Raw genomic sequence first — 19,637 nt, 5'->3', positions numbered from 1 at the left:
CGGTCAGCCGGCCGGGCTGCCGTTCTCCAGCTCGACCGGGCCGGAGCCGGACTCCAGGACGTCCAGGGCGGCCAGGACGCGCCGGCCGAGGTTGTCCAGGAGGTGGTCGGTGAGGTCCTCGCGGGGGACCAGCCGCCACGACAGCAGCTCCTCCTCCTGGAGCCGGATGGCCTTGAGGTCGTCCTCGCCGAGCACGCCACCGTCGTAGAGGTACGCCACCAGCGGTGGCCGCCCCGGGCCGCTGGACCAGTCCACCGCCAGCAGCCGCCCGAGCTCGCGGTCCAGGCCGATCTCCTCGGCCGTCTCCCGCCGGGCGCCCTGGCGCGGGGTCTCCCCGGCGTCGGACTCGATCGTGCCGCCCGGCAGGGCCCAGCCCTCCCGGTAGTTCGGCTCGACGAGCAGGACACGGCCCTCCGCGTCCCGGAACAGGGCGGCGGCGCCGGCCAGGACCTTCGGCAGGCTCGCGATGTACGCGGCGAAATCAGCAGTGGTCATCCCGGAAGGGTAACCAGCCCGCCGTGGCCCGGGCGGCCTGCGCGGCGGGCGCACGGGGGCGCAGTACGGGGAGATCCGCTAGTCGCCGGTCTCCGCCAGGCGCAGGGTGCGCTCCGCCAGCTCACTGATGCGTACGCCGTCGAAGCCGAACACCGCGGTGCGTACGGTGTCCTCCAGCGGGTCCTTCCAGTGCGCGGGGATCGCCTGTGCGCCGGTCAGCACGCCGGCCACCGAGCCGGCCGTGGCGCCGTTGGAGTCGGTGTCGAGGCCGCCTCGCACCGTGAGGGCGATGGTGCGGGTGAAGTCGCCGGCGCCGTACAGGAGGCCCGCGGTGAGCACGGCCGCGTTCGGGACCGTGTGGATCCAGCCGAGCCCCGCGGTCTCCTCGGTCAGCGTGTCCAGGGTGTCCTCCCAGGACAGGCCGCTCTCGTGCAGCGAGGTCACACGGCGCACGGTCCGGGCGAGCCGGCTGCCGCCGGGGATCACGGCGAGGGCCTGGTCGACGGCGTCCCGCACGCTCGGCGCGGTGAACGCCGCCGAGATCAGGGCGGCCGCCCACATGGCGCCGTAGACGCCGTTGCCGGTGTGCGACAGCACCGCGTCCCGGCGGGCCAGCGAGGCCGCCCGGCTCGGCCGGCCCGGGCAGGTCCAGCCGTAGATGTCGGCGCGGATCAGGGCGCCGATCCATTCCTGGTACGGGTTGTCGAAGGTCGCGGTGAGCGGGGGCCGCAGGCCGTTCGCGAGATTGCGGTAGGCCGCCCGCTCGGCCGTGAACGTCTGGAGGTACGGCAGCGACAGCAGCCACAGGTCGCCGACCTGCTCGGTGCTGAAGCCGAAGCCGTGCCGCTCCAGCAGGTGCAGGCCGAGGATCGCGTAGTCGACGTCGTCGTCGCGGCAGCTGCCGTGGATGCGGCCGCGCAGGCACTGCCGCCACTCCGGGCGCAGCGCCAGGGTGTCGGTCTCGGCGACGGGCTCGGGCAGATAGTCGGTGAGCGGGAGCGCGTCGGCCTCCCGTAGATAGCGGTCGATCCGGTCGCGTGTCCACACCTCGCCCAGTTCGACCGGCTTGCCGAGCATGTTGCCCGCGATCCGGCCGAGCCAGCCCCCATGGATGCGGTCGGCGAGGTCCGGGAGGGTGCCCACAGCGGTCATGTCTGAAGGTCTACCCCGTTCACGAGGGGGCTCGCGCGGGTTCCACCCTCTGGGAGGGGCATGACGGCGGCCGGGCCTTGAGGTTATGGTCACAGCGGCGCGACTGCCTTGACGTGCGCAAGGCTCGGAGAGCAAGGGGATTGCAAGGTGGCTGACGCTGCACTGGAGGGCACCCACAGGGTGCTCGTGGCCGCGGACAAGTTCAAGGGGTCGCTGACGGCCGTGCAGGTCGCCGAGCGGGTGACCGCAGGGCTGCGGCGGGTCGTGCCCGGCCTGGAGGTCGAGGCGCTGCCGGTGGCCGACGGCGGCGACGGAACGGTGGCCGCGGCCGTCGCGGCCGGGTTCGAACGTCGTGTCGTACGGGTCTCAGGGCCGCTCGGCGACGAGGTGACGGCCGCGTTCGCGCTGCGCGAGGGCACCGCCGTGGTGGAGATGGCCGAGGCGAGCGGGCTGCAGAGGCTGCCGGAGGGCGTCTTCGCGCCGCTCACGGCGTCCACGTACGGCTCGGGCGAGCTGCTGAAGGCCGCGCTGGACGCGGGCGCCCGCACGATCGTGTTCGGCGTCGGCGGCAGCGCGACCACGGACGGCGGGGCCGGGATGCTGGCCGCGCTGGGCGCGCGCTTCCTGGACGCGTCCGGTGAGCCGGTGCCGCCGGGCGGCGGCGGGCTCGCCTCGCTGGCCTCCGCCGATCTGTCGGGGCTGGACCCGCGGCTGGCCGAGGTGGAGCTGGTGCTCGCCAGCGACGTCGACAACCCGCTGACCGGGCCGAAGGGCGCGCCCGCGGTGTACGGCCCGCAGAAGGGGGCGTCGGCGGAGGACGTGGCCGCGCTGGACGCGGCCCTCGCGCACTTCGCCGAGGTGCTCGGGGCGGCGGTCGGTGCGCGGGCCGCCGAGTTCGCCGAGGCGCCCGGGGCGGGTGCCGCGGGCGGCATCGGATACGGGGCCATGCTCGTCGGGGCGCGGTTCCGGCCCGGCATCGAGGTCATGCTGGACGTGCTGGGGTTCGCGCCTGCGCTGGAGCGGGCGACCCTTGTCATCACCGGGGAGGGCTCGCTGGACGAGCAGACCCTCCACGGCAAGGCGCCCGCGGGTGTCGCCGCCGCTGCCCGGGCCGCCGACAAGGAGGTCGTCGCGGTGTGCGGGCGCCTCGCCCTCGCCCCCGAGGTGCTGGGCCGCGCCGGTATCCGCAGGGCGTACCCCCTGACCGAGGTCGAGCCGGACGTGGCCAAGTGCATCGCGGAGGCCGGCCCCATCCTCGAAACCGTCGCCGAGTCCATCGCCCGCGACTTCCTCACCTGAGCCCCCAGGGGGCTCCGCCCCCTGGACCCCCGACCTATGCCCACCCACCGCCCGCAGGAGTGGGCTGAAAAGCCCGACAACGGGCACTGCCGCAGGAGTGGGACGAGAATCGCCCGACACGGGCACTGCCGCAGGAGTGGGACGAGAATCGCCCGACACGGGCACTGCCGCAGGAGTGGGACGAGAATCGCCCGACACGGGCACTGGCGCAGGAGTGGGCCGAGAACGTCCGGCACGGGCGCTGGCGCAGGAGTGGGCCGAGAACGTCCGGCACGGGCGCTGGCGCAGGAGTGGGCCGAGAAGGCCCGACACGGGCGCTGCCCCAGGAGTGGGCCGAGCGGCCCGGCAACGGTCGGGAGGGCGGGCGCGGTCCCGCAGAAGTCCGCCGGAGGCGCCCACGCGAAGGGGCCCGAGCTTGGAGATCAAGCTCGGGCCCCTTCGGCGTCGTACAGCCGACCGCAGGACTACGGCAGCTGCGCCGCCCGCGCCTCGCGCCGGTTGTCGCGGAAGTTGTTCACCCGGCGGGCCGTGGCGAACAGCGGGATGACCGCGCCCGTGACGAGCTGCAGGGCGCAGCCGGTCTGCAGGAGGAGCTGGCCGCTGGGGGCGTCGAAGGCCCAGGCGGTCAGCAACCCCATGCTCAGGACGATCCAGGAGAGCATCGCCACCGCGAGGCGACCTCGCGGCTTGGGGTACTCCACGCGGCTCACCATCAGCCACGCCGTGCCCAGGATCGCCAGGAGCGTCGCCACGAAGGGCAGCTCCAGCAGGACGATGGAGACCACCGTCAGGGCGCCGAAGGGCGAGGGCATGCCCTGGAACATGCCGTCCTTCATCGTCACGCACGAGAATCTCGCCAGGCGCAGCACCACGGCCAGCAGCACCACGATCGCGCCGACCGCGGCCACCCGCTGGTGCGCGTCATCCGCCACCATGCCGTAGACGAGGACGAAGTACGCCGGGGCCAGACCGAAGCTGATCAGGTCCGACAGGTTGTCCAGCTCGGCACCCATGGGGGAGGAGCGGAGCTTCCTCGCCACCAGGCCGTCGAACAGGTCGAAGACCGCCGCGCAGAGCATCAGGATGACCGCCGTGGCCGCGCTGTGGCGGGTCATGCCGGTCGCCGGGCTGCCTGTGAGGTCCGGGATCAGGATGCCGGTGGTGGTGAAGTACACCGCCATGAAGCCGCATGTGGCGTTGCCCAGGGTGAGGGTGTCCGCTATCGAGAGGCGGAGCGAGAGAGGCATCTCCTCCTCGTCCGCCTCCTCGGCCTCGGGCACCCACCCGGTCTGGGTCTCCGGGTCAATCACGGTCAATGCGAGTCACCCCAGCCACGGTCTTCTGACCGACCTCGACCGCCACCTCCACGCCCTCCGGGAGGTAGATGTCGACGCGCGAGCCGAAACGGATCAGACCGATGCGGTCACCCTGCTCGACCTTCGTGCCCTCAGGGATGTAGGGGACGATGCGACGGGCCACCGCGCCGGCGATCTGGATCATCTCGATGTCGCCGAGCTCGGTGTCGAAGTGCCAGACGACCCGCTCGTTGTTCTCGCTCTCCTTGTTGAAAGCGGGAACGAAGCCGCCCGGGATGTGCTCGACCGACGTCACCGTGCCCGCGAGGGGGGCGCGGTTGACGTGGACGTTGAGCGGGCTCATGAAGATCGCGACACGGGTCCGCCCGTCCTTCCACGGCATGATGCTCTGCACCACACCGTCGGCGGGGGAGATGACCCGGCCCGTAGCGATCTCGCGCTCGGGGTCGCGGAAGAACCACAGCATGCCCGCCGCGAGAGCGGTGGCGGGCACGGCGACGGCCTTGGCGGCGCCGGAGCGGCGTGCCCGGACCAGGCTGAGTGCTGCGGTGGCGACGGTCGGGAGAAGCCACGGCGATGCTCCGCGCGCGAGGCGTACGCCGACCCGGCTGTCGCGTGGTGCAGAGGTTTGGCTGTGGGGCATGGATGACCTTCGTAGCGGATGATGCCGCGCATGAGGGGGGACGGCGGCTTTCCGGCGATCGTAGCGGTTAAGAGCCGCAACTGGGTAAGCCAGGAAGCCGAGTCGGCGGCCGAAGGGTAATGACGGGGTGTGATCTTCTTCGCGAAGAAAACACCCCGTTTCCGGACAATCAGCCCTGGAATCGATACTCTTCGAGCAGCCTGCGGCCGATGATCATTTTCTGGATCTCGGCGGTACCTTCACCGATGAGCAGCATCGGGGCCTCACGGTAGAGGCGCTCGATCTCGTACTCCTTGGAGAAGCCGTAGCCGCCGTGGATCCGGAAGGCGTCCTCGACGACCTCCTTGCAGTACTCGGAGGCGAGGTACTTCGCCATCCCTGCTTCGAGGTCGTTTCGTTCCCCGGAGTCCTTTTTGCGCGCTGCGTTCACCATCATCGCATGCGCGGCCTCGACCTTGGTAGCCATCTCGGCCAGCTTGAACTGGATCGCCTGGTGCTGGGCGATCGCCTTGCCGAAAGTGTGACGCTGCTGGGCGTACTGGACGCCGAGCTCGAACGCACGCTGAGCGACGCCGCAGCCACGTGCCGCGACATTGACGCGGCCGACCTCGACCCCGTCCATCATTTGGTAAAAACCTCGTCCGGTGACCCCGCCGAGCACCCGATCGGCCGGAATCCGCAGGTTGTCCATGATGAGCTCGGTCGTGTCGACGCCCTTGTAGCCCATCTTGTCGATCTTGCCGGGGATCGTGAGGCCGGGACGGACCTCGCCGAAGCCCGGCTCCTTCTCCACGAGGAAGGTCGTCATCGACTTGTGCGGGGCCGTGCCCTCGGGGTGTCCTTCGTCACTTCGGACCAGGACGGCCACCAGGGACGACGTACCGCCGTTCGTCAGCCACATCTTCTGGCCGTTCAGGACGTACTCCTCGCCGTCCTTCACCGCCTTCGACGTGATGGCCGACACATCGGAGCCCAGGCCCGGCTCCGACATCGAGAAGGCGCCGCGGATGTCGCCGGCCGCCATGCGGGGCAGGAAGTGGTCCTTCTGCTCCTGCGTGCCGTGCTGCTTGAGCATGTACGCCACGATGAAGTGCGTGTTGATGATGCCGGACACCGACATCCAGCCGCGGGCGATCTCCTCCACGCACAGGGCGTAGGTGAGGAGCGACTCGCCCAGACCCCCGTACTCCTCGGGGATCATCAGGCCGAAGAGGCCGAGTTCCTTCAGGCCGTCGACGATCGCTTGCGGGTACTCGTCGCGGTGCTCCAGCTCGGTGGCGACCGGGATGATCTCCTTGTCCACGAAGTCGCGGACGGTGGCGAGGATCTCCTGCTGGACGTCCGTCAGACCCGCGGTCTGCGCAAGGCGTGCCATGGGTCAGCCCTCCTGAAGTTCCGGGCGGCCCGGCTGCTCGCCGCCGCGCTCCTTGATGTACGTCTCGGTGGGCACCATCACCTTGCGGCGGAAGACGCACACCAGCGTGCCGTCCTGCTTGTAGCCCTTGGTCTCGACGTAGACGATGCCGCGGTCGTTCTTCGACTTCGACGGCCACTTGTCGAGCACGGTCGTCTGGCCGTAGATCGTGTCGCCGTGGAAGGTCGGCGCCACGTGCTTGAGCGACTCGATCTCCAGGTTGGCGATCGCCTTGCCGGAGATGTCCGGCACGCTCATGCCCAGCAGCAGGGAGTAGATGTAGTTCCCGACGACGACGTTCTTGCCGAAGTCCGTCGTCTTCTCCGCATAGTTGGTGTCCATGTGGAGCGGGTGGTGGTTCATGGTGAGGAGACAGAACAGGTGGTCGTCGTACTCCGTGACCGTCTTGCCCGGCCAGTGCTTGTACGTCGCCCCGACCTCGAACTCCTCGTAGGTGCGTCCGAACTGCATGGCCTTACGCCTCCGGGATCTCGAACTTGCTGGTGCGCTGCATGCCGGCGGCGCGTCCCTTGCCGGAGATGACCAGGGCCATCTTGCGGCTGGCCTCGTCGATCATCTCGTCGCCGAGCATCGCGGAGCCCTTCTTGCCGCCCGCCTCGGACGTGTAGTAGTCGTACGCGTCCAGGATCAGCTCGGCGTGGTCGAAGTCCTCCTGCGACGGCGAGAAGATCTCGTTCGACGCCTCGACCTGGCCGGGGTGCAGCACCCACTTGCCGTCGAAGCCGAGCGCGGCGGCGCGCTGGGCGACCGCGCGGTAGCCCTCGACGTTGCGGATCTGGAGGTAGGGGCCGTCGATCGCCTGGAGGTTGTTGGCGCGGGCGGCCATCAGGATCTTCATCAGGATGTAGTGGTAGGCGTCCGCCGGGTACCCGGGCGGCTGCTCGCCCACGACCAGGGACTTCATGTTGATCGACGCCATGAAGTCGGCCGGGCCGAAGATGATCGTCTCGACGCGCTGGGAGGCCTGCGCGATCTCGTTGACGTTGTTCAGACCCTGCGCGTTCTCGATCTGCGCCTCGATGCCGATCTTGCCGACCTCGAAGCCCATCGTCTTCTCGATCTGCGTCAGCAGCAGGTCCAGGGCGACGACCTGCTGGGCCGTCTGCACCTTCGGCAGCATGATGCAGTCGAGGTTCTGGCCGGCGCCCTCGACGACCGTGACGACATCGCGGTACGTCCACTCGGTCGTCCAGTCGTTCACGCGGACCACGCGCGTCTTGCCCGTCCAGTCGCCCTCGTTGAGGAACTTGACGATGGTGTGCCGCGCCTCGGGCTTGGCGAGCGGGGCGCAGGCGTCCTCCAGGTCGAGGAAGACCTGGTCGGCGGGGAGGCCCTGGGCCTTCTCCAGGAAGCGCGGGTTCGAGCCCGGTACCGCCAGGCAGGAACGCCGGGGGCGAAGGCGGTTGACCGTGGTCATGCGGGGACCTCCAGAGGGTCGAGCTTGTTCGCTTTCCGGATCTCGTCGACGATGCGGCCGATGATCCCGGTGATGTCGAAGTCCTTCGGGGTGAAGACGGCGGCCACTCCGGCTTCCTTCAGCTGCGCGGCGTCACCGCTGGGGATGATGCCACCTGCGATCACCGGTATATCTGTGGCACCGGCCACACGCAGCCGGTCCAGCACGTCCGGCACCAGCTGGGCGTGCGAGCCGGACAGGATCGACAGGCCCACCGCGTGCACGTCCTCGGCGAGGGCCGCGTCCACGATCTGCTCCGGGGTGAGCCGGATGCCCTGGTAGACCACCTCGAAGCCGGCGTCACGCGCACGCACCGCGATCTGCTCGGCGCCGTTGGAGTGTCCGTCCAGGCCCGGCTTGCCGACCAGGAAGCGCAGCTTGCCCACGCCCATGTCCTGGGCGGTCGCCTCCACCTTGCGGCGCACCTCGCTCATCGGCGAGCCCGCCTCCGCCGGCACGGCCACCGGGGCCGAGGACACGCCCGTCGGGGCGCGGAACTCGCCGAACACCTCGCGCAGCGCCCCGGCCCACTCGCCGGTGGTGACACCGGCGCGGGCGCACTCCAGGGTGGCCTCCATGAGGTTGGCGGTGCCCTTCGCGGCCTCCTTCAGCTTCTCCAGCGCCTTGCACGGGCGCGGGTGGTTGAAGGGCGGCTGGTAGCGGGTGTCACGCCAGTGCTGGAGCGAGGCGATGACCTTCGCCTCGACCGCCGGGTCGACCGTCTGGATCGCGGTGTCCAGGTCGGCCGTCAGCGGGTTCGGCTCGGTCGTCTCGAAGATGTTGACGCCGACGATCTTCTCCTGGCCGGACTCGATCCGCGCCCGGCGCTCGGCGTGCGAGGCGACCAACTGCGACTTGAGGTAGCCGGACTCGACGGCGGCCATCGCGCCGCCCATCTCCTGGATCCGGTCGATCTCGGCGAGGGAGTCCTCGACGAGCTGCGCGACCTTCGCCTCGATGACCTTCGAGCCCTCGAAGATGTCCTCGTACTCCAGCAGATCGCTCTCATGGGCGAGGACCTGCTGGATGCGCAGGCTCCACTGCTGGTCCCAGGGCCGGGGGAGACCCAGCGCCTCGTTCCAGGCCGGCAGCTGCACGGCACGCGCGCGGGCGTCCTTGGAGAGGGTGACCGCCAGCATCTCCAGCACGATCCGCTGGACGTTGTTCTCCGGCTGCGCCTCGGTCAGACCGAGGGAGTTGACCTGGACGCCGTACCGGAAGCGGCGCTGCTTGGGGTTCTCGATGCCGTACCGCTCGCGCGTGACCTGGTCCCAGATCCGCCCGAACGCCCGCATCTTGCACATCTCCTCGACGAAGCGGACACCCGCGTTCACGAAGAAGGAGATACGGGCCACGACGTCCCCGAACTTCTCGGCGGGGACCTGCCCTGAGTCGCGTACGGCATCGAGAACCGCGATCGCGGTGGACATCGCGTACGCGATCTCCTGGACCGGCGTGGCGCCCGCCTCCTGCAGGTGGTAGCTGCAGATGTTGATCGGGTTCCACTTCGGGATGTGGGAGACCGTGTACGCGATCATGTCCGTCGTCAGCCGGAGTGAGGGCCCCGGCGGGAAGACATGCGTCCCCCGCGACAGGTACTCCTTGACGATGTCGTTCTGGGTCGTGCCCTGGAGCTTGGTGATGTCCGCGCCCTGCTCCTCGGCGACGACCTGGTAGAGCGCCAGCAGCCACATGGCGGTGGCGTTGATCGTCATCGAGGTGTTCATCTGCTCCAGGGGGATGTCCTGGAACAGCCGGCGCATGTCACCGAGATGGGCCACCGGCACGCCGACCCGGCCGACCTCGCCGCGGGCGAGGATGTGGTCGGAGTCGTAGCCGGTCTGGGTCGGCAGGTCGAAGGCGACCGACAGACCTGTCTGGCCCTTGGCGAGGTTGCGCCGGTACAGCTCGTTGGACGCCTCGGCCGTGGAGTGACCGGCGTACGTGCGCATGAGCCACGGCCGGTCCTTCTCCCGCTGTCCTTCGGCGGGCTGACGCTCAGTCATCTATGACCCCGGGTGTCTCAGATGTTGCGGAAGCGGTTGATGGCGTCGAGGTGCTGGGCGCGCATCTCCTGGTCGCGGACGCCGAGGCCTTCCTCGGGGGCGAGGCAGAGGACGCCGACCTTGCCCTGGTGGGCGTTGCGGTGGACGTCGTGGGCGGCCTGGCCGGTCTCTTCCAGGGTGTACGTCTTGGAGAGGGTGGGGTGGATCTTGCCCTTGGCGATGAGGCGGTTGGCTTCCCAGGCCTCGCGGTAGTTCGCGAAGTGGGAGCCGATGATCCGCTTCAGGGACATCCACAGGTAGCGGTTGTCGTACTCGTGCATGTAGCCGGAGGTGGAGGCGCAGGTGGTGATGGTGCCGCCCTTGCGGGTGACGTAGACGGACGCGCCGAAGGTCTCGCGGCCGGGGTGTTCGAAGACGATGTCGATGTCCTCGCCGCCGGTGAGCTCGCGGATGCGCTTGCCGAAGCGCTTCCACTCCTTGGGGTCCTGGGTGTGCTCGTCCTTCCAGAACTTGTAGCCCTCGGCGTTGCGGTCGATGATCGCCTCGGCGCCCATGGAGCGGCAGATGTCGGCCTTCTGGTCGCTGGAGACGACGCAGATGGGGTTGGCGCCGCCGGCGAGGGCGAACTGGGTGGCATACGAGCCGAGTCCGCCGCTGGCGCCCCAGATCAGGACGTTGTCGCCCTGCTTCATGCCGGCGCCGTTGCGGGAGACGAGCTGGCGGTAGGCGGTGGAGTTGACCAGGCCGGGGGCGGCGGCCTCCTCCCAGCTGAGGTGGCCGGGCTTGGGCATCAGCTGGTTGGACTTGACCAGCGCGATCTCGGCGAGACCGCCGAAGTTCGTCTCGAAGCCCCAGATCCGCTGCTCGGGGTCGAGCATGGTGTCGTTGTGGCCGTCGGAAGATTCCAGCTCGACGGACAGACAGTGCGCGACGACCTCGTCACCGGGCTGCCAGGCGTTCACACCGGGGCCGGTGCGCAGGACGACGCCCGCGAGGTCGGAGCCGATGATGTGGTACGGCAGGTCGTGCCGCTTGGCCAGCTCGTTCGTGCGGCCGTAACGCTCCAGGAACCCGAAGGTGGACAGCGGCTCGAAGATCGAGGTCCACACCGAGTTGTAGTTGACGGAGGAGGCCATCACGGCCACCAGGGCCTCACCCGGACCGAGTTCGGGCAGGGGCACCTCGTCGAGGTGCAGCGACTTGCGGGGGTCCTTGTCGCGGGTCGCGAGGCCCGCGAACATCTCCGTCTCGTCCTTGTGCACGGTGACCGCGCGGTACGAGTCGGGGAGCGGCATGTTGGCGAAGTCGGCCGAGGTGGAGTCGGGCGACTGGATCGCGGCCAGGATGTCCTTCACGGTCACGGTGTTGCCTCCGGCGGTGAGCGCCCTGAGGGAAGGGCGCCGATGGTTACGTCGGTGCTGCTGAGGGTGGGTTCTTGCCAGGTGCCGTCGGTTCGGCGTGTGGTGCTGTTCGGCAGCGCTTTGTGGCGCGGGAGGTTGCCTGTGACGCAGGCGTCCGGGCGGGTCGGGCCTGTGGCGGCTCGCTGGGACAGCTGCCCGGACGTCTTCAACGTATGACACCGCGTGTCAGGTGACAAGGCACTGAGTGCCAGATGTTGGTCTCAGATGAAATCTTTACGTGACAAATGAGCGATGATCGATCGAACGCCCCGGTGAGGGGCCCGCAAAAGGGCCCCTGACATGCCAAAACGGCCACCCCTAGGGGTGGCCGTCGTCACAGCTGAGAGGTAGGTCTTAGCGCTCCTTGAGCGCCTGCTCGATGGTGCGCATCACCTCGTCCAGCGGGGCGTCGGTGCGGGCGACCGTGACCAGGACCTCGCCCTGGGTGGAGGTCGTCGCCGCGGCCGGCGGGGGCGGGGTGGTGCGGCCCGCCATGATCCCCGAGCCGAACGTCTTGCGGACGATCGCGAAGGCGTGGTCGAGCTGTGCCTCCACGTCGCCCTGGCCGCCGGCCCTGAGCCAGCGGCGCAGCACATGGTTGTGGGCGGTGACCACGGCGGAGGCGGCGACCTCCGCGAGCAGCGGGTCGTCGTTGGCGTCGTCGTCGTGCGCGTGCTCGTCGAAGTGGCCGAGGAGGTAGCGGGTGAAGAGGCGCTCGTAGCGGGCCACCGACGCGATCTCCGCCTCGCGCAGGGTGGGCACCTCGCGCGTGAGCTTGTAGCGGGCGACCGAGATCTCCGGCCGGGCCGCGTACATCCGCATGACCTCCTTGATCCCACGGCACACCGTGTCGAGCGGGTGCTCATGGGCGGGGGCGGCGTTGAGCACGGCCTCCGCGCGGATCAGGGTGTCGTCGTGGTCCGGGAAGATCGCCTCTTCCTTGGAGCGGAAGTGGCGGAAGAAGGTGCGACGGGCGACGCCGGCCGCGGCCGCGATCTCGTCGACGGTGGTCGCCTCGTACCCCTTGGTCGCGAACAGCTCCATCGCCGCGGCCGCCAGTTCCCGGCGCATCTTGAGCCGCTGGGCCGCCGCGCGGGAACCCGCGGCGCTTTCCGGCGCGTCGGGTGTGGCGGGAGTACGTGAGGACTTGGCGGGCTGGGACATGACCCGAACGTACTGCATGTGCGCAGCTCGGTGCGCATGCACGGGGTCTCCCCCGCCCTGAACGGGCGGGGGAGGGGCGGACCGGTCGGGCTGCCCGGCACCGGCCGGATCCAGCAGCCCGCCCCAGTCCTCCCCGGTTCCGAGCCAGTCGCCGACCCGGTCAGCGCCGGGCATATTCGCGGAAACCGCGGCCCGTCTTGCGGCCGAGGCAGCCCGCCGCCACCAGGTGCTCCAGCAGCGGCGCGGGGGCGAGGCCCGGCTCGCGGAACTCGCGGTGCAGCACCTGCTCGATCGCCAGGGAGACGTCCAGGCCGACCACGTCCAGCAGTTCGAACGGGCCCATCGGGTAGCCGCCGCCCAGCTTCATCGCCGCGTCGATGTCGTCCAGGGAGGCGTAGTGCTCCTGGACCATCTTGATCGCGTTGTTCAGGTACGGGAACAGCAGGGCGTTCACGATGAACCCGGCCCGGTCGCCGCAGTCGACGGCGTGCTTGCGGATCTTCGCGCACACCGCGCGGACCGTGTCGTGGACGTCGTCCTCGGTCAGCACGGTGCGCACGACCTCGACCAGCTTCATGGCCGGGGCCGGGTTGAAGAAGTGCATGCCGATCACGTCCTGCGGACGCGAGGTCGCGCGGGCGCACGCCACGACCGGCAGCGAGGACGTGGTGGTCGCCAGGATCGCGCCGGGCTTGCACACCTTGTCCAGCGTCGCGAACAGCTGCCGCTTGATCTCCAGGTCCTCCGCGACCGCCTCGACGGCCAGGTCGACCTCGGCGAACGCGTCGTAGGAGCCGGCCGGGGTGATCCGCTCCAGGGTCTCGGCGGCCGCCTCGGCGGTCATCCGGCCCTTGTCGACCGAGCGGGCGAGCGACTTGCCGATCCGGGCCTTCGCCGTCTCGGCCTTCTCGGCGCTCCGGGCGGCCAGCACGACCGTGTAGCCCGCCTTGGCGAAGACCTCGGCGATACCGGAGGCCATGGTGCCCGAGCCCGCGACACCGACCGAGGAGACCGGACGGCCCCCCGCGAGGTTGCCGCCCTGAAGCGGGGTCAGCGTGTCCCGGACGACCGTCGCGCTGCCCGGCGCCTCGTAGGTGTAGAAGCCCCGGCCCGCCTTACGGCCCGTCAGTCCGGCCTCGCTGAGCTGCTTGAGGATCGGCGCGGGGGCGTGCAGCCGGTCGCCGGACTCGGCGTACATGGCCTCCAGGACGGTGCGCGCGGTGTCGATGCCGATCAGGTCGAGCAGCGCGAGCGGGCCCATCGGCAGGCCGCAGCCCAGCCGCATCGCGGCGTCGATGTCCTCGCGGGAGGCGTACTTCGCCTCGTACATCGAGGCCGCCTGGTTGAGGTAGCCGAACAGCAGGCCGTCGGCGACGAACCCGGGCCGGTCGCCGACCGCGACGGGCTCCTTGCCCAGGTCCAGGGCGAGGTCGGTGACGGCGGCGACGGCGGCCGGGGCGGTCAGCACCGAGGAGACGACCTCGACCAGCTTCATCGCGGGCGCCGGGTTGAAGAAGTGCAGGCCCAGCACCCGCTCGGGCCGCGCGGAGTCGGCGGCCAGCCGGGTCACGGACAGCGCGTTGGTGCCGGTCGCCAGGATCGTCTCGGGGCGCACGACGCCGTCCAGCTCGCGGAAGATCTGGTGCTTGACCTCGTACGACTCCGGCGCCACCTCGATGACCAGGTCGGCGTCGGCCGCGGCCCGCAGATCGGTGGAGGTGCGCAGCCGGGCGAGGGTCTTCGCGCGCTCCTCCTCGGTGAGCCGGCCGCGCTCCACGGCGCGGGCGGTGGAGGTCTCCAGGGCGGCGACGCAGCGCGCGGCCTGGGCCTCGTCGATGTCGATGCCGACGACCTCGCGGCCGGCCCGGGCGAGGACCTCGGCGATGCCGGTGCCCATCGTGCCGAGGCCGACGACGGCGATCGTCCGGAGCGGGGACAGAGGGGTGTCGGACAGGGGAGCAGCCATCGCGGGACTCCAGGAATGAGGGTGACGACGGGAAGCGCGCCCAGGTGCGCCGACAGGCGCACCGGGTGCGTGGAGAAATGCGGGTGTGATGACCGGGCTGCGAGCGCACACGCCCGGCGCCGAGTCCACGGGCGCGCACACGCCCGGGCTGCGGCGGATCCGACCGGCCCTGTCCCGTGGCCAGGTCGCACTGCGGTACCTTCAGGCACCGAACCGACTGCTGCTCCCCCACTGCCTCGAAAGGCGTGGGAGGTGTCCCATGACGGCTGCGTCACCAAACCGTCCTGAGGAGTTCCGCGAGTGGGTGACTCGCTCGTCTGAGCTTAACCCGCGGGTAACGAGCGCGCCAGCCCCCGGAGTTTGTGATGTAGGTCCCCTTGCGCGGGCATCGCCCCTACCCTCGGCTCCATGGACGAAGCGTTGCGATCGCTCACCGAGCGCTTACGGAAGGAGTCCGGGGACACCCCGGGCTTCGCTCACCTGGCGGCGACCGACGACCCCGACGAGCTGGCCCAGGTGCTCGTCGCGCCCGGACAGCCCCTGTGGGCGCGGGAGCTGGCCGCGTTCCGGCTGGGCCTGGCGGGCGACCGGCGGGCCTTCGAGTCGCTCGTCCTGCTGCTCAACCACCGCGACCCCGAGCGCTGCGCCTGTGCCGCCCTCGCCCTCGCCCGCCTCGGCGACCCGCGCACGGCCCGCGCGGCGGCCGCCCTCGCCACCAACGAACTGCGCGTCGCCTACGCGCTGCACCCGGTGCGGCTGCTGGTGGAGCTGCGGGCCCCGGAGGCGGTGCCCGCGCTCATCACCACCCTGGAGCGGCGCCTGCGGCCGCACGACCCCTACCGGCGCGTGGCCCTCGCCTGCGTGGACGGGCTCGGCGCGCTGGGCGACGCGCGCGCCAGGACCGTACTGAACGAGGCCCTCGCGCACCCGGCCCTTGCGGAGGCCGCCGTGCACGCGCTCGCGCGCCTGCCTAGGCAGCGGCGAGCTCCCTGACGTACCTGACCTCCGGCACCGGCACCCCGGCCACCTCGTACGGCTCCTCGGTGCCGTCCGCGCGGAAGCCGGCCCGCTCGTAGAAGCGCCGCGCGCGGGCGTTGTCCTTCAGCACCCACAGCAGCATCCGCGGGTGGCCGGCGGCCGTGCAGCGCCGTACGGACTCGTCGAGGAGGGACTGCCCGATGCCGTCGCCGTAGTGCGCGGGATCGACGTAGATCGCGTACAACTCGGCGTCGGCGGTGCGTACTTCGCCGTCGCGGTACGGGCCGTGGCAGGCCCAGCCGACGACCTCGCCGGCCCGCTCGGCGACCAGGTCCAGGGAGCTGCCGTCGGCGGCGGCGAACCGGGTGCGGTGGCGGGCGGCGTCCTCGGTCACGCTGAGCCCGTCGAGGTGGGACTGCGGCATCAGGCCCCGGTAGGCCCTTTGCCAGCCGGCGATGCGGATCTCGGCCACGCGGTCGCAGTCGGCGAGCGTCATCGGACGCACCAGGAGGGTCACCCGGACACCACCGCGAGGGCCTCGATCTCCATCAGGAACTCCGGCCGCACCAGCCCGGCGACCTGGACGGCGGAGGCGGCCGGCAGCCGGTCGTCGGGGATGTGGGCCGCGCGGGCCTCCCGGATCGCCGGCATGTACGCCATGTCCGTGACGAAGAAGGTGAGCTTGACGACGTCGTCGAAGCTCGCTCCGGCGGCGGCGAGGCAGCGCCGCAGGTTCTCGAACACCTGCCGGGCCTGCGCCTGCGGGTCGCCCGCGCCGACCAGGGTGCCGCTCTCGTCGAGCGGCAGCTGGCCGGCGACCGCCACCAGCCGCCCGGTGCCCGTCACCACATGCGTGTACTGGGCGGCGGGGGCGACACCGTCGGGGGCGGGAATCCTCATGATCGAGTCACTCATGCGCTCATGGGATCACACGGGCTCGCAGGCCCGCCCGGGGTTGAACACTCAGCCGCGGAAGCCCAGCAGCCCGTGCAGGGTCGTGCCGCGGGACGAACCGGACTTGGTGGCCAGCGGCTTCGGGGCCGGCTGGGCCTGGCAGACCGCGTCCACGTCGCCGGTGCCGCGCGGCACCGTGCCGTCGCTGAGATAGGCGGTCAGGTGCTTGTCCAGGCAGGCGTTCCCGCTCAGCGTGATGCCGTGGTTGCCGCCGCCCTCCTCGACGACCAGGCTGGAGCCGTGCAGCATGGCGTGCACGAAGGCGCCGCCCTGGTACGGGGTGGCCGCGTCGTCGGTCGCCTGGAACAGCAGCACCGGCGGCAGCTCGCCGTTGGCGATGTCCCTCGGCAGCCGCTGCGCGGTCGGCCAGAACGCGCACGGCGCGTTGTACCAGGCGTTGTTCCAGGTCATGAAGGGCGCCTTCTCGTACGCCGCCCAGTTGTCCGCGCGCCAGGTCGCCCAGTCCCGCGGCCAGACCGCGTCCCGGCACTGCACCGACGTGTAGACGCTGTAGCCGTTGTCCCCGGCCGCGTCGACCGCGCCGAACGTCTCGTACGCCTCCACCAGCGGGTCGGCGTCCTTGGCGTTGACGTACGCGGCGAATGCCTCGGCGAGGTAGGGCCAGTAGCCGTCGTAGTAGCCGCCCGGCATGAAGGTGTCCTCCAGTTCGGAGGGGCCCACCTTCCTGCCCGCGGGCTTCTTCGCCAGCGCGGCCCGCATCGCGTACCACTTGGTCTCGACCTTCGCCGGGTCGGTGCCCAGCTTGTAGGTCTTGTGGTGCCGGGCGACCCAGGCCATGAAGGCGCGGTGGCGGTCGTTGAAGGCGTGGTCCTGGGCGAGGTTGTCGTCGTACCAGACGCCGGTCGGGTCGACGATCGAGTCCAGCACGAAGCGGCGCACCTGGTGCGGATAGAGCTTGCCGTAGACCGCGCCGAGGTAGGTGCCGTACGAGTAGCCGAAGTAGTTGAGCTTCTTCGCGCCCAGCGCCTGGCGGATACGGTCCATGTCCCGTACCGCCGAGACCGTGTCCATGTACGGCAGCACGTCCGCGTACTTCTCGGCGCAGGCGTCGGCGAAGGCCTTGGCGCGCACCAGGTTGGCCTGCTCGACGGCCGGGGTGACGGGCACCGAGTCGGGGCGTACGGGCTTGAAGTGGCCGGGCCGGCAGTTCAGCGCGGGCCTGCTGCGGCCGACGCCGCGCGGGTCGAAGCCGATCACGTCGTACTGGGCGGCCACCGACCGGGGCAGGGTCGCGGCGACGAACCCGGCGAGGGTGCGGCCGCTGCCGCCCGGGCCGCCGGGGTTGACCAGCAGCGGCCCCTGGAACTTCGTCGCGGTGTGCGGGACCCGGGTCAGCGCGAGCGTGATCTGCCGCCCCGTGGGGTTCGCGTGGTCCAGCGGCACCTTCAGGGACGCGCACTGCAGCGTCGGATAGGCGGTGGTGCCGCACTTCGTCCAGGCGGGCTTCGAGGCCGCGGCAGGGGGGCCGCTCGCCTCGGCGGGGACGGCGGTGAGCGACCCGGCCAGGACGGCGGCGGCACCGCACAGCACGGCTGCGCGTTTCTTCATGGAGGAGTCCTCCCAGGACGGAGGGTGAGCCGGACCGCGAGGGCCGCGGTCCTCGCCGCATCGTCCCGGAAAGTCCGCCTGGGAGAGCCTGTTCTGGCCGGTCTTGACCCGATTGGGTCGCTACTTGCGCTCGGATGCGCTCATATCAGGGTGAGTTGGGTGGGGCCGGGCGTCGGCTCGGGGGCGGGGGCGGTCTCCCGGACGCGGCGCGGCATGCCGGGGCGGCTCGGGCCGATGCCGTACTCCTGCGCGAGTTCGTGCACCTGACGGGTGATCCGGCGCTGGTACCACTTGGGCGCGTAGGCGCCGTCGGCGTACAGCCGCTCGTAGCGGCGCACCAGGTGCGGATGGTGCTGCCCCAGCCAGGCCATGAACCACTCCCGGGCGCCGGGCCGCAGATGCAGCACCAGCGGGGTGACCGAGGTGGCCCCGGAGGCGGCGATCGCCCGTACGGTCGCCCGCAGTTGGGCGGGGTGGTCGCCGAGGAAGGGGATCACCGGGGCCATCAGCACCCCGCAGCCGATGCCGTGGTCAGTGAGGGTGCGCACCACGTCCAGGCGGCGCTCCGGCGCGGGAGTGCCCGGCTCGACCGTGCGCCACAGCTCGTGGTCGGTGAAGCCGACCGAGACGGAGATGCCGACATCGGTGACCTCGGCCGCCCGGGTCAGCAGGTCGAGGTCGCGCAGGATCAGGGTGCCCTTGGTGAGGATGGAGAACGGGTTCGCCCGGTCGCCGAGGGCCTCGATGATGCCCGGCATCAGCCGGTAGCGGCCCTCGGCGCGCTGGTAGCAGTCGACGTTCGTGCCCATCGCCACGTGCTCGCCCTGCCAGCGCGGGGAGGCCAGCTGGCGGCGCAGCAGCTCGGGGGCGTTCACCTTGACCACGATCTGGGTGTCGAAGCCGATGCCGGTGTCCAGGTCCAGATAGCTGTGGGTCTTGCGGGCGAAGCAGTAGACGCACGCGTGCGTGCAGCCCCGGTACGGGTTCACCGTCCATTCGAACGGCATGCGGGAGGCGCCCGGCACCCGGTTCAGGATCGAACGGGCCCGGACCTCGTGGAAGGTGATCCCGCGGAACTCGGGCGTGTCGAACGTCCGGATCGTGACCGCGTCCGCGCCGAACAGCGCGGCATCGGCCGCCCGGCCGTGCTCGCCGGAGTCGGTGAGGTTGTCCCAGCGCATGACGCCTCCTCGGTAGTACTCACCTCACAATAGAACACTTGTTCCCATGATCGTGCGACCTCGATTTGGGCGGCCGGGCGGCGGGGTGGTTGGCTTGCCTCCACCGGCGAGAACTGAACGTCCTGGAGGAAGCAATGGCGCAGGTAGAGGCCACTACGGAGCGGGTCGTCGCGGCGGACGCGGAGACGGTGTTCGACGCCCTCGCCGACTACAGCGGCACCCGCGCGAAGCTCCTGCCCGAGCACTTCAGCGAGTACGAGGTGCGCGAGGGCGGCGACGGCGAGGGCACCCTCGTCCACTGGAAGCTCCAGGCCACCAGCAAGCGGGTGCGCGACTGCCTGCTGGAGGTCACCGAACCCACCGACGGCGAGCTCGTCGAGAAGGACCGCAACTCCTCCATGGTCACCGTCTGGCGCGTCACCCCCGCCGGCGAGGGCAAGTCCCGCGTGGTCGTCACCACCACCTGGACCGGCGCCAGCGGCATCGGCGGCTTCTTCGAGCGGACCTTCGCCCCCAAGGGCCTCGGCCGCATCTACGACGCCGTGCTCGCGAAGCTCGCCGCCGAGGTGGAGAAGTAAGTCCCCGGACATCCCAAGGGACTTCGGCCCCTTCACCGGTTCGAG

18 protein-coding genes are annotated in these 19,637 nt (G+C 70.7%); 3 read left to right on the top strand and 15 right to left on the bottom strand.

From position 1 onward, the window contains the following. Positions 1-3: 3 nt before the first annotated feature. Positions 4-495 (bottom strand): NUDIX domain-containing protein, encoded by a 492-nt coding sequence (locus tag ACIQ6Y_RS03840; RefSeq protein WP_404032419.1) that lies wholly within the window; start codon positions 493-495, stop codon positions 4-6. Between the two features lie 78 nt (positions 496-573). After that, positions 574-1,647 (bottom strand): ADP-ribosylglycohydrolase family protein, encoded by a 1,074-nt coding sequence (locus tag ACIQ6Y_RS03835; protein ID WP_404032416.1) that lies wholly within the window; start codon positions 1,645-1,647, stop codon positions 574-576. 162 nt (positions 1,648-1,809) lie between these two features. Here ACIQ6Y_RS03835 and ACIQ6Y_RS03830 point away from each other — a divergent pair, with 162 nt between their 5' ends. Continuing rightward, complete coding sequence (locus ACIQ6Y_RS03830) at positions 1,810-2,946, top strand: glycerate kinase (protein ID WP_404033685.1); 1,137 nt, start codon at positions 1,810-1,812, stop codon at positions 2,944-2,946. 464 nt (positions 2,947-3,410) lie between these two features. Here the strand turns inward: ACIQ6Y_RS03830 and pssA are convergent, their stop codons facing one another. The 9 genes from pssA to ACIQ6Y_RS03785 all read right to left on the bottom strand — a co-directional run bounded on the left by pssA (position 3,411) and on the right by ACIQ6Y_RS03785 (position 14,332). Then, entirely contained in the window at positions 3,411-4,226 is an 816-nt protein-coding gene (gene pssA / locus ACIQ6Y_RS03825; RefSeq protein WP_404033683.1) for a CDP-diacylglycerol--serine O-phosphatidyltransferase, read from the bottom strand. A gap of 22 nt (positions 4,227-4,248) precedes the next feature. Beyond that, the gene (locus tag ACIQ6Y_RS03820; RefSeq protein WP_404032414.1) at positions 4,249-4,905 is read right to left on the bottom strand and encodes a phosphatidylserine decarboxylase; all 657 of its coding nucleotides are present in this window, start codon (positions 4,903-4,905) and stop codon (positions 4,249-4,251) included. A gap of 169 nt (positions 4,906-5,074) precedes the next feature. Then, positions 5,075-6,280, bottom strand: a complete 1,206-nt coding sequence (locus ACIQ6Y_RS03815; protein WP_404032411.1) for an acyl-CoA dehydrogenase family protein — start codon at positions 6,278-6,280, stop codon at positions 5,075-5,077. A 3-nt stretch (positions 6,281-6,283) separates the two neighbouring features. Then, positions 6,284-6,790: a MaoC family dehydratase gene (locus ACIQ6Y_RS03810; RefSeq protein ID WP_059195327.1), complete on the bottom strand. Its 507-nt coding sequence runs from the start codon at positions 6,788-6,790 to the stop codon at positions 6,284-6,286. Between the two features lie 4 nt (positions 6,791-6,794). Continuing rightward, entirely contained in the window at positions 6,795-7,757 is a 963-nt protein-coding gene (locus ACIQ6Y_RS03805) for an HpcH/HpaI aldolase/citrate lyase family protein (protein ID WP_404032408.1), read from the bottom strand. Beyond that, positions 7,754-9,802 carry a protein meaA gene (locus tag ACIQ6Y_RS03800; protein WP_404032405.1) on the bottom strand — a complete coding sequence of 683 codons (2,049 nt, stop codon included), beginning with the start codon at positions 9,800-9,802 and terminating at the stop codon, positions 7,754-7,756. Before ACIQ6Y_RS03800 ends, ACIQ6Y_RS03805 begins: the two co-directional genes overlap by 4 nt. Before the next feature lie 17 nt (positions 9,803-9,819). After that, positions 9,820-11,157: a crotonyl-CoA carboxylase/reductase gene (ccrA, locus tag ACIQ6Y_RS03795; protein WP_404033681.1), complete on the bottom strand. Its 1,338-nt coding sequence runs from the start codon at positions 11,155-11,157 to the stop codon at positions 9,820-9,822. Between the two features lie 399 nt (positions 11,158-11,556). Further along, positions 11,557-12,366, bottom strand: a complete 810-nt coding sequence (locus tag ACIQ6Y_RS03790; RefSeq protein ID WP_404032402.1) for a TetR family transcriptional regulator — start codon at positions 12,364-12,366, stop codon at positions 11,557-11,559. Positions 12,367-12,526: 160 nt separating this feature from the next. Then, on the bottom strand, positions 12,527-14,332 hold the full coding sequence (locus tag ACIQ6Y_RS03785) for a 3-hydroxyacyl-CoA dehydrogenase family protein (protein WP_404032400.1): 1,806 nt from the start codon (positions 14,330-14,332) through the stop codon (positions 12,527-12,529). Between the two features lie 408 nt (positions 14,333-14,740). Between ACIQ6Y_RS03785 and ACIQ6Y_RS03780 the strand changes: the two genes are divergently transcribed. Beyond that, positions 14,741-15,325: an adenylosuccinate lyase gene (locus tag ACIQ6Y_RS03780; RefSeq protein WP_404032397.1), complete on the top strand. Its 585-nt coding sequence runs from the start codon at positions 14,741-14,743 to the stop codon at positions 15,323-15,325. Here ACIQ6Y_RS03780 and ACIQ6Y_RS03775 read toward each other — a convergent pair. From ACIQ6Y_RS03775 to ACIQ6Y_RS03760, 4 genes are all read right to left on the bottom strand, one after another. After that, on the bottom strand, positions 15,303-15,827 hold the full coding sequence (locus ACIQ6Y_RS03775) for a GNAT family N-acetyltransferase (protein ID WP_404032394.1): 525 nt from the start codon (positions 15,825-15,827) through the stop codon (positions 15,303-15,305). The genes ACIQ6Y_RS03780 and ACIQ6Y_RS03775 overlap by 23 nt on opposite strands. Next, positions 15,824-16,225, bottom strand: a complete 402-nt coding sequence (locus ACIQ6Y_RS03770) for a RidA family protein (RefSeq protein ID WP_404032391.1) — start codon at positions 16,223-16,225, stop codon at positions 15,824-15,826. The genes ACIQ6Y_RS03775 and ACIQ6Y_RS03770 overlap by 4 nt, the downstream gene beginning before the upstream one ends. A gap of 48 nt (positions 16,226-16,273) precedes the next feature. Next, on the bottom strand, positions 16,274-17,833 hold the full coding sequence (locus ACIQ6Y_RS03765) for an alpha/beta hydrolase (protein WP_404032388.1): 1,560 nt from the start codon (positions 17,831-17,833) through the stop codon (positions 16,274-16,276). 140 nt (positions 17,834-17,973) lie between these two features. After that, a complete protein-coding gene (locus tag ACIQ6Y_RS03760) occupies positions 17,974-19,014 on the bottom strand; it encodes an Rv2578c family radical SAM protein (RefSeq protein ID WP_404032386.1) in 1,041 nt (346 codons plus the stop codon). 134 nt (positions 19,015-19,148) lie between these two features. On the opposite strand from ACIQ6Y_RS03760, the gene ACIQ6Y_RS03755 reads away from it, so the two are divergent. Continuing rightward, the gene (locus ACIQ6Y_RS03755; RefSeq protein ID WP_404032383.1) at positions 19,149-19,592 is read left to right on the top strand and encodes an SRPBCC family protein; all 444 of its coding nucleotides are present in this window, start codon (positions 19,149-19,151) and stop codon (positions 19,590-19,592) included. The last annotated feature ends 45 nt before the right edge of the window (positions 19,593-19,637 follow it).

The organism is Streptomyces sp. NPDC096205 (assembly GCF_044763135.1).
In the GTDB taxonomy this organism is placed as follows: Bacteria; Actinomycetota; Actinomycetes; order Streptomycetales; family Streptomycetaceae; genus Streptomyces.
The sequence above is the reverse complement of the archived record's forward strand: the minus strand, read 5'-3'. Positions and strand labels throughout refer to the sequence as shown.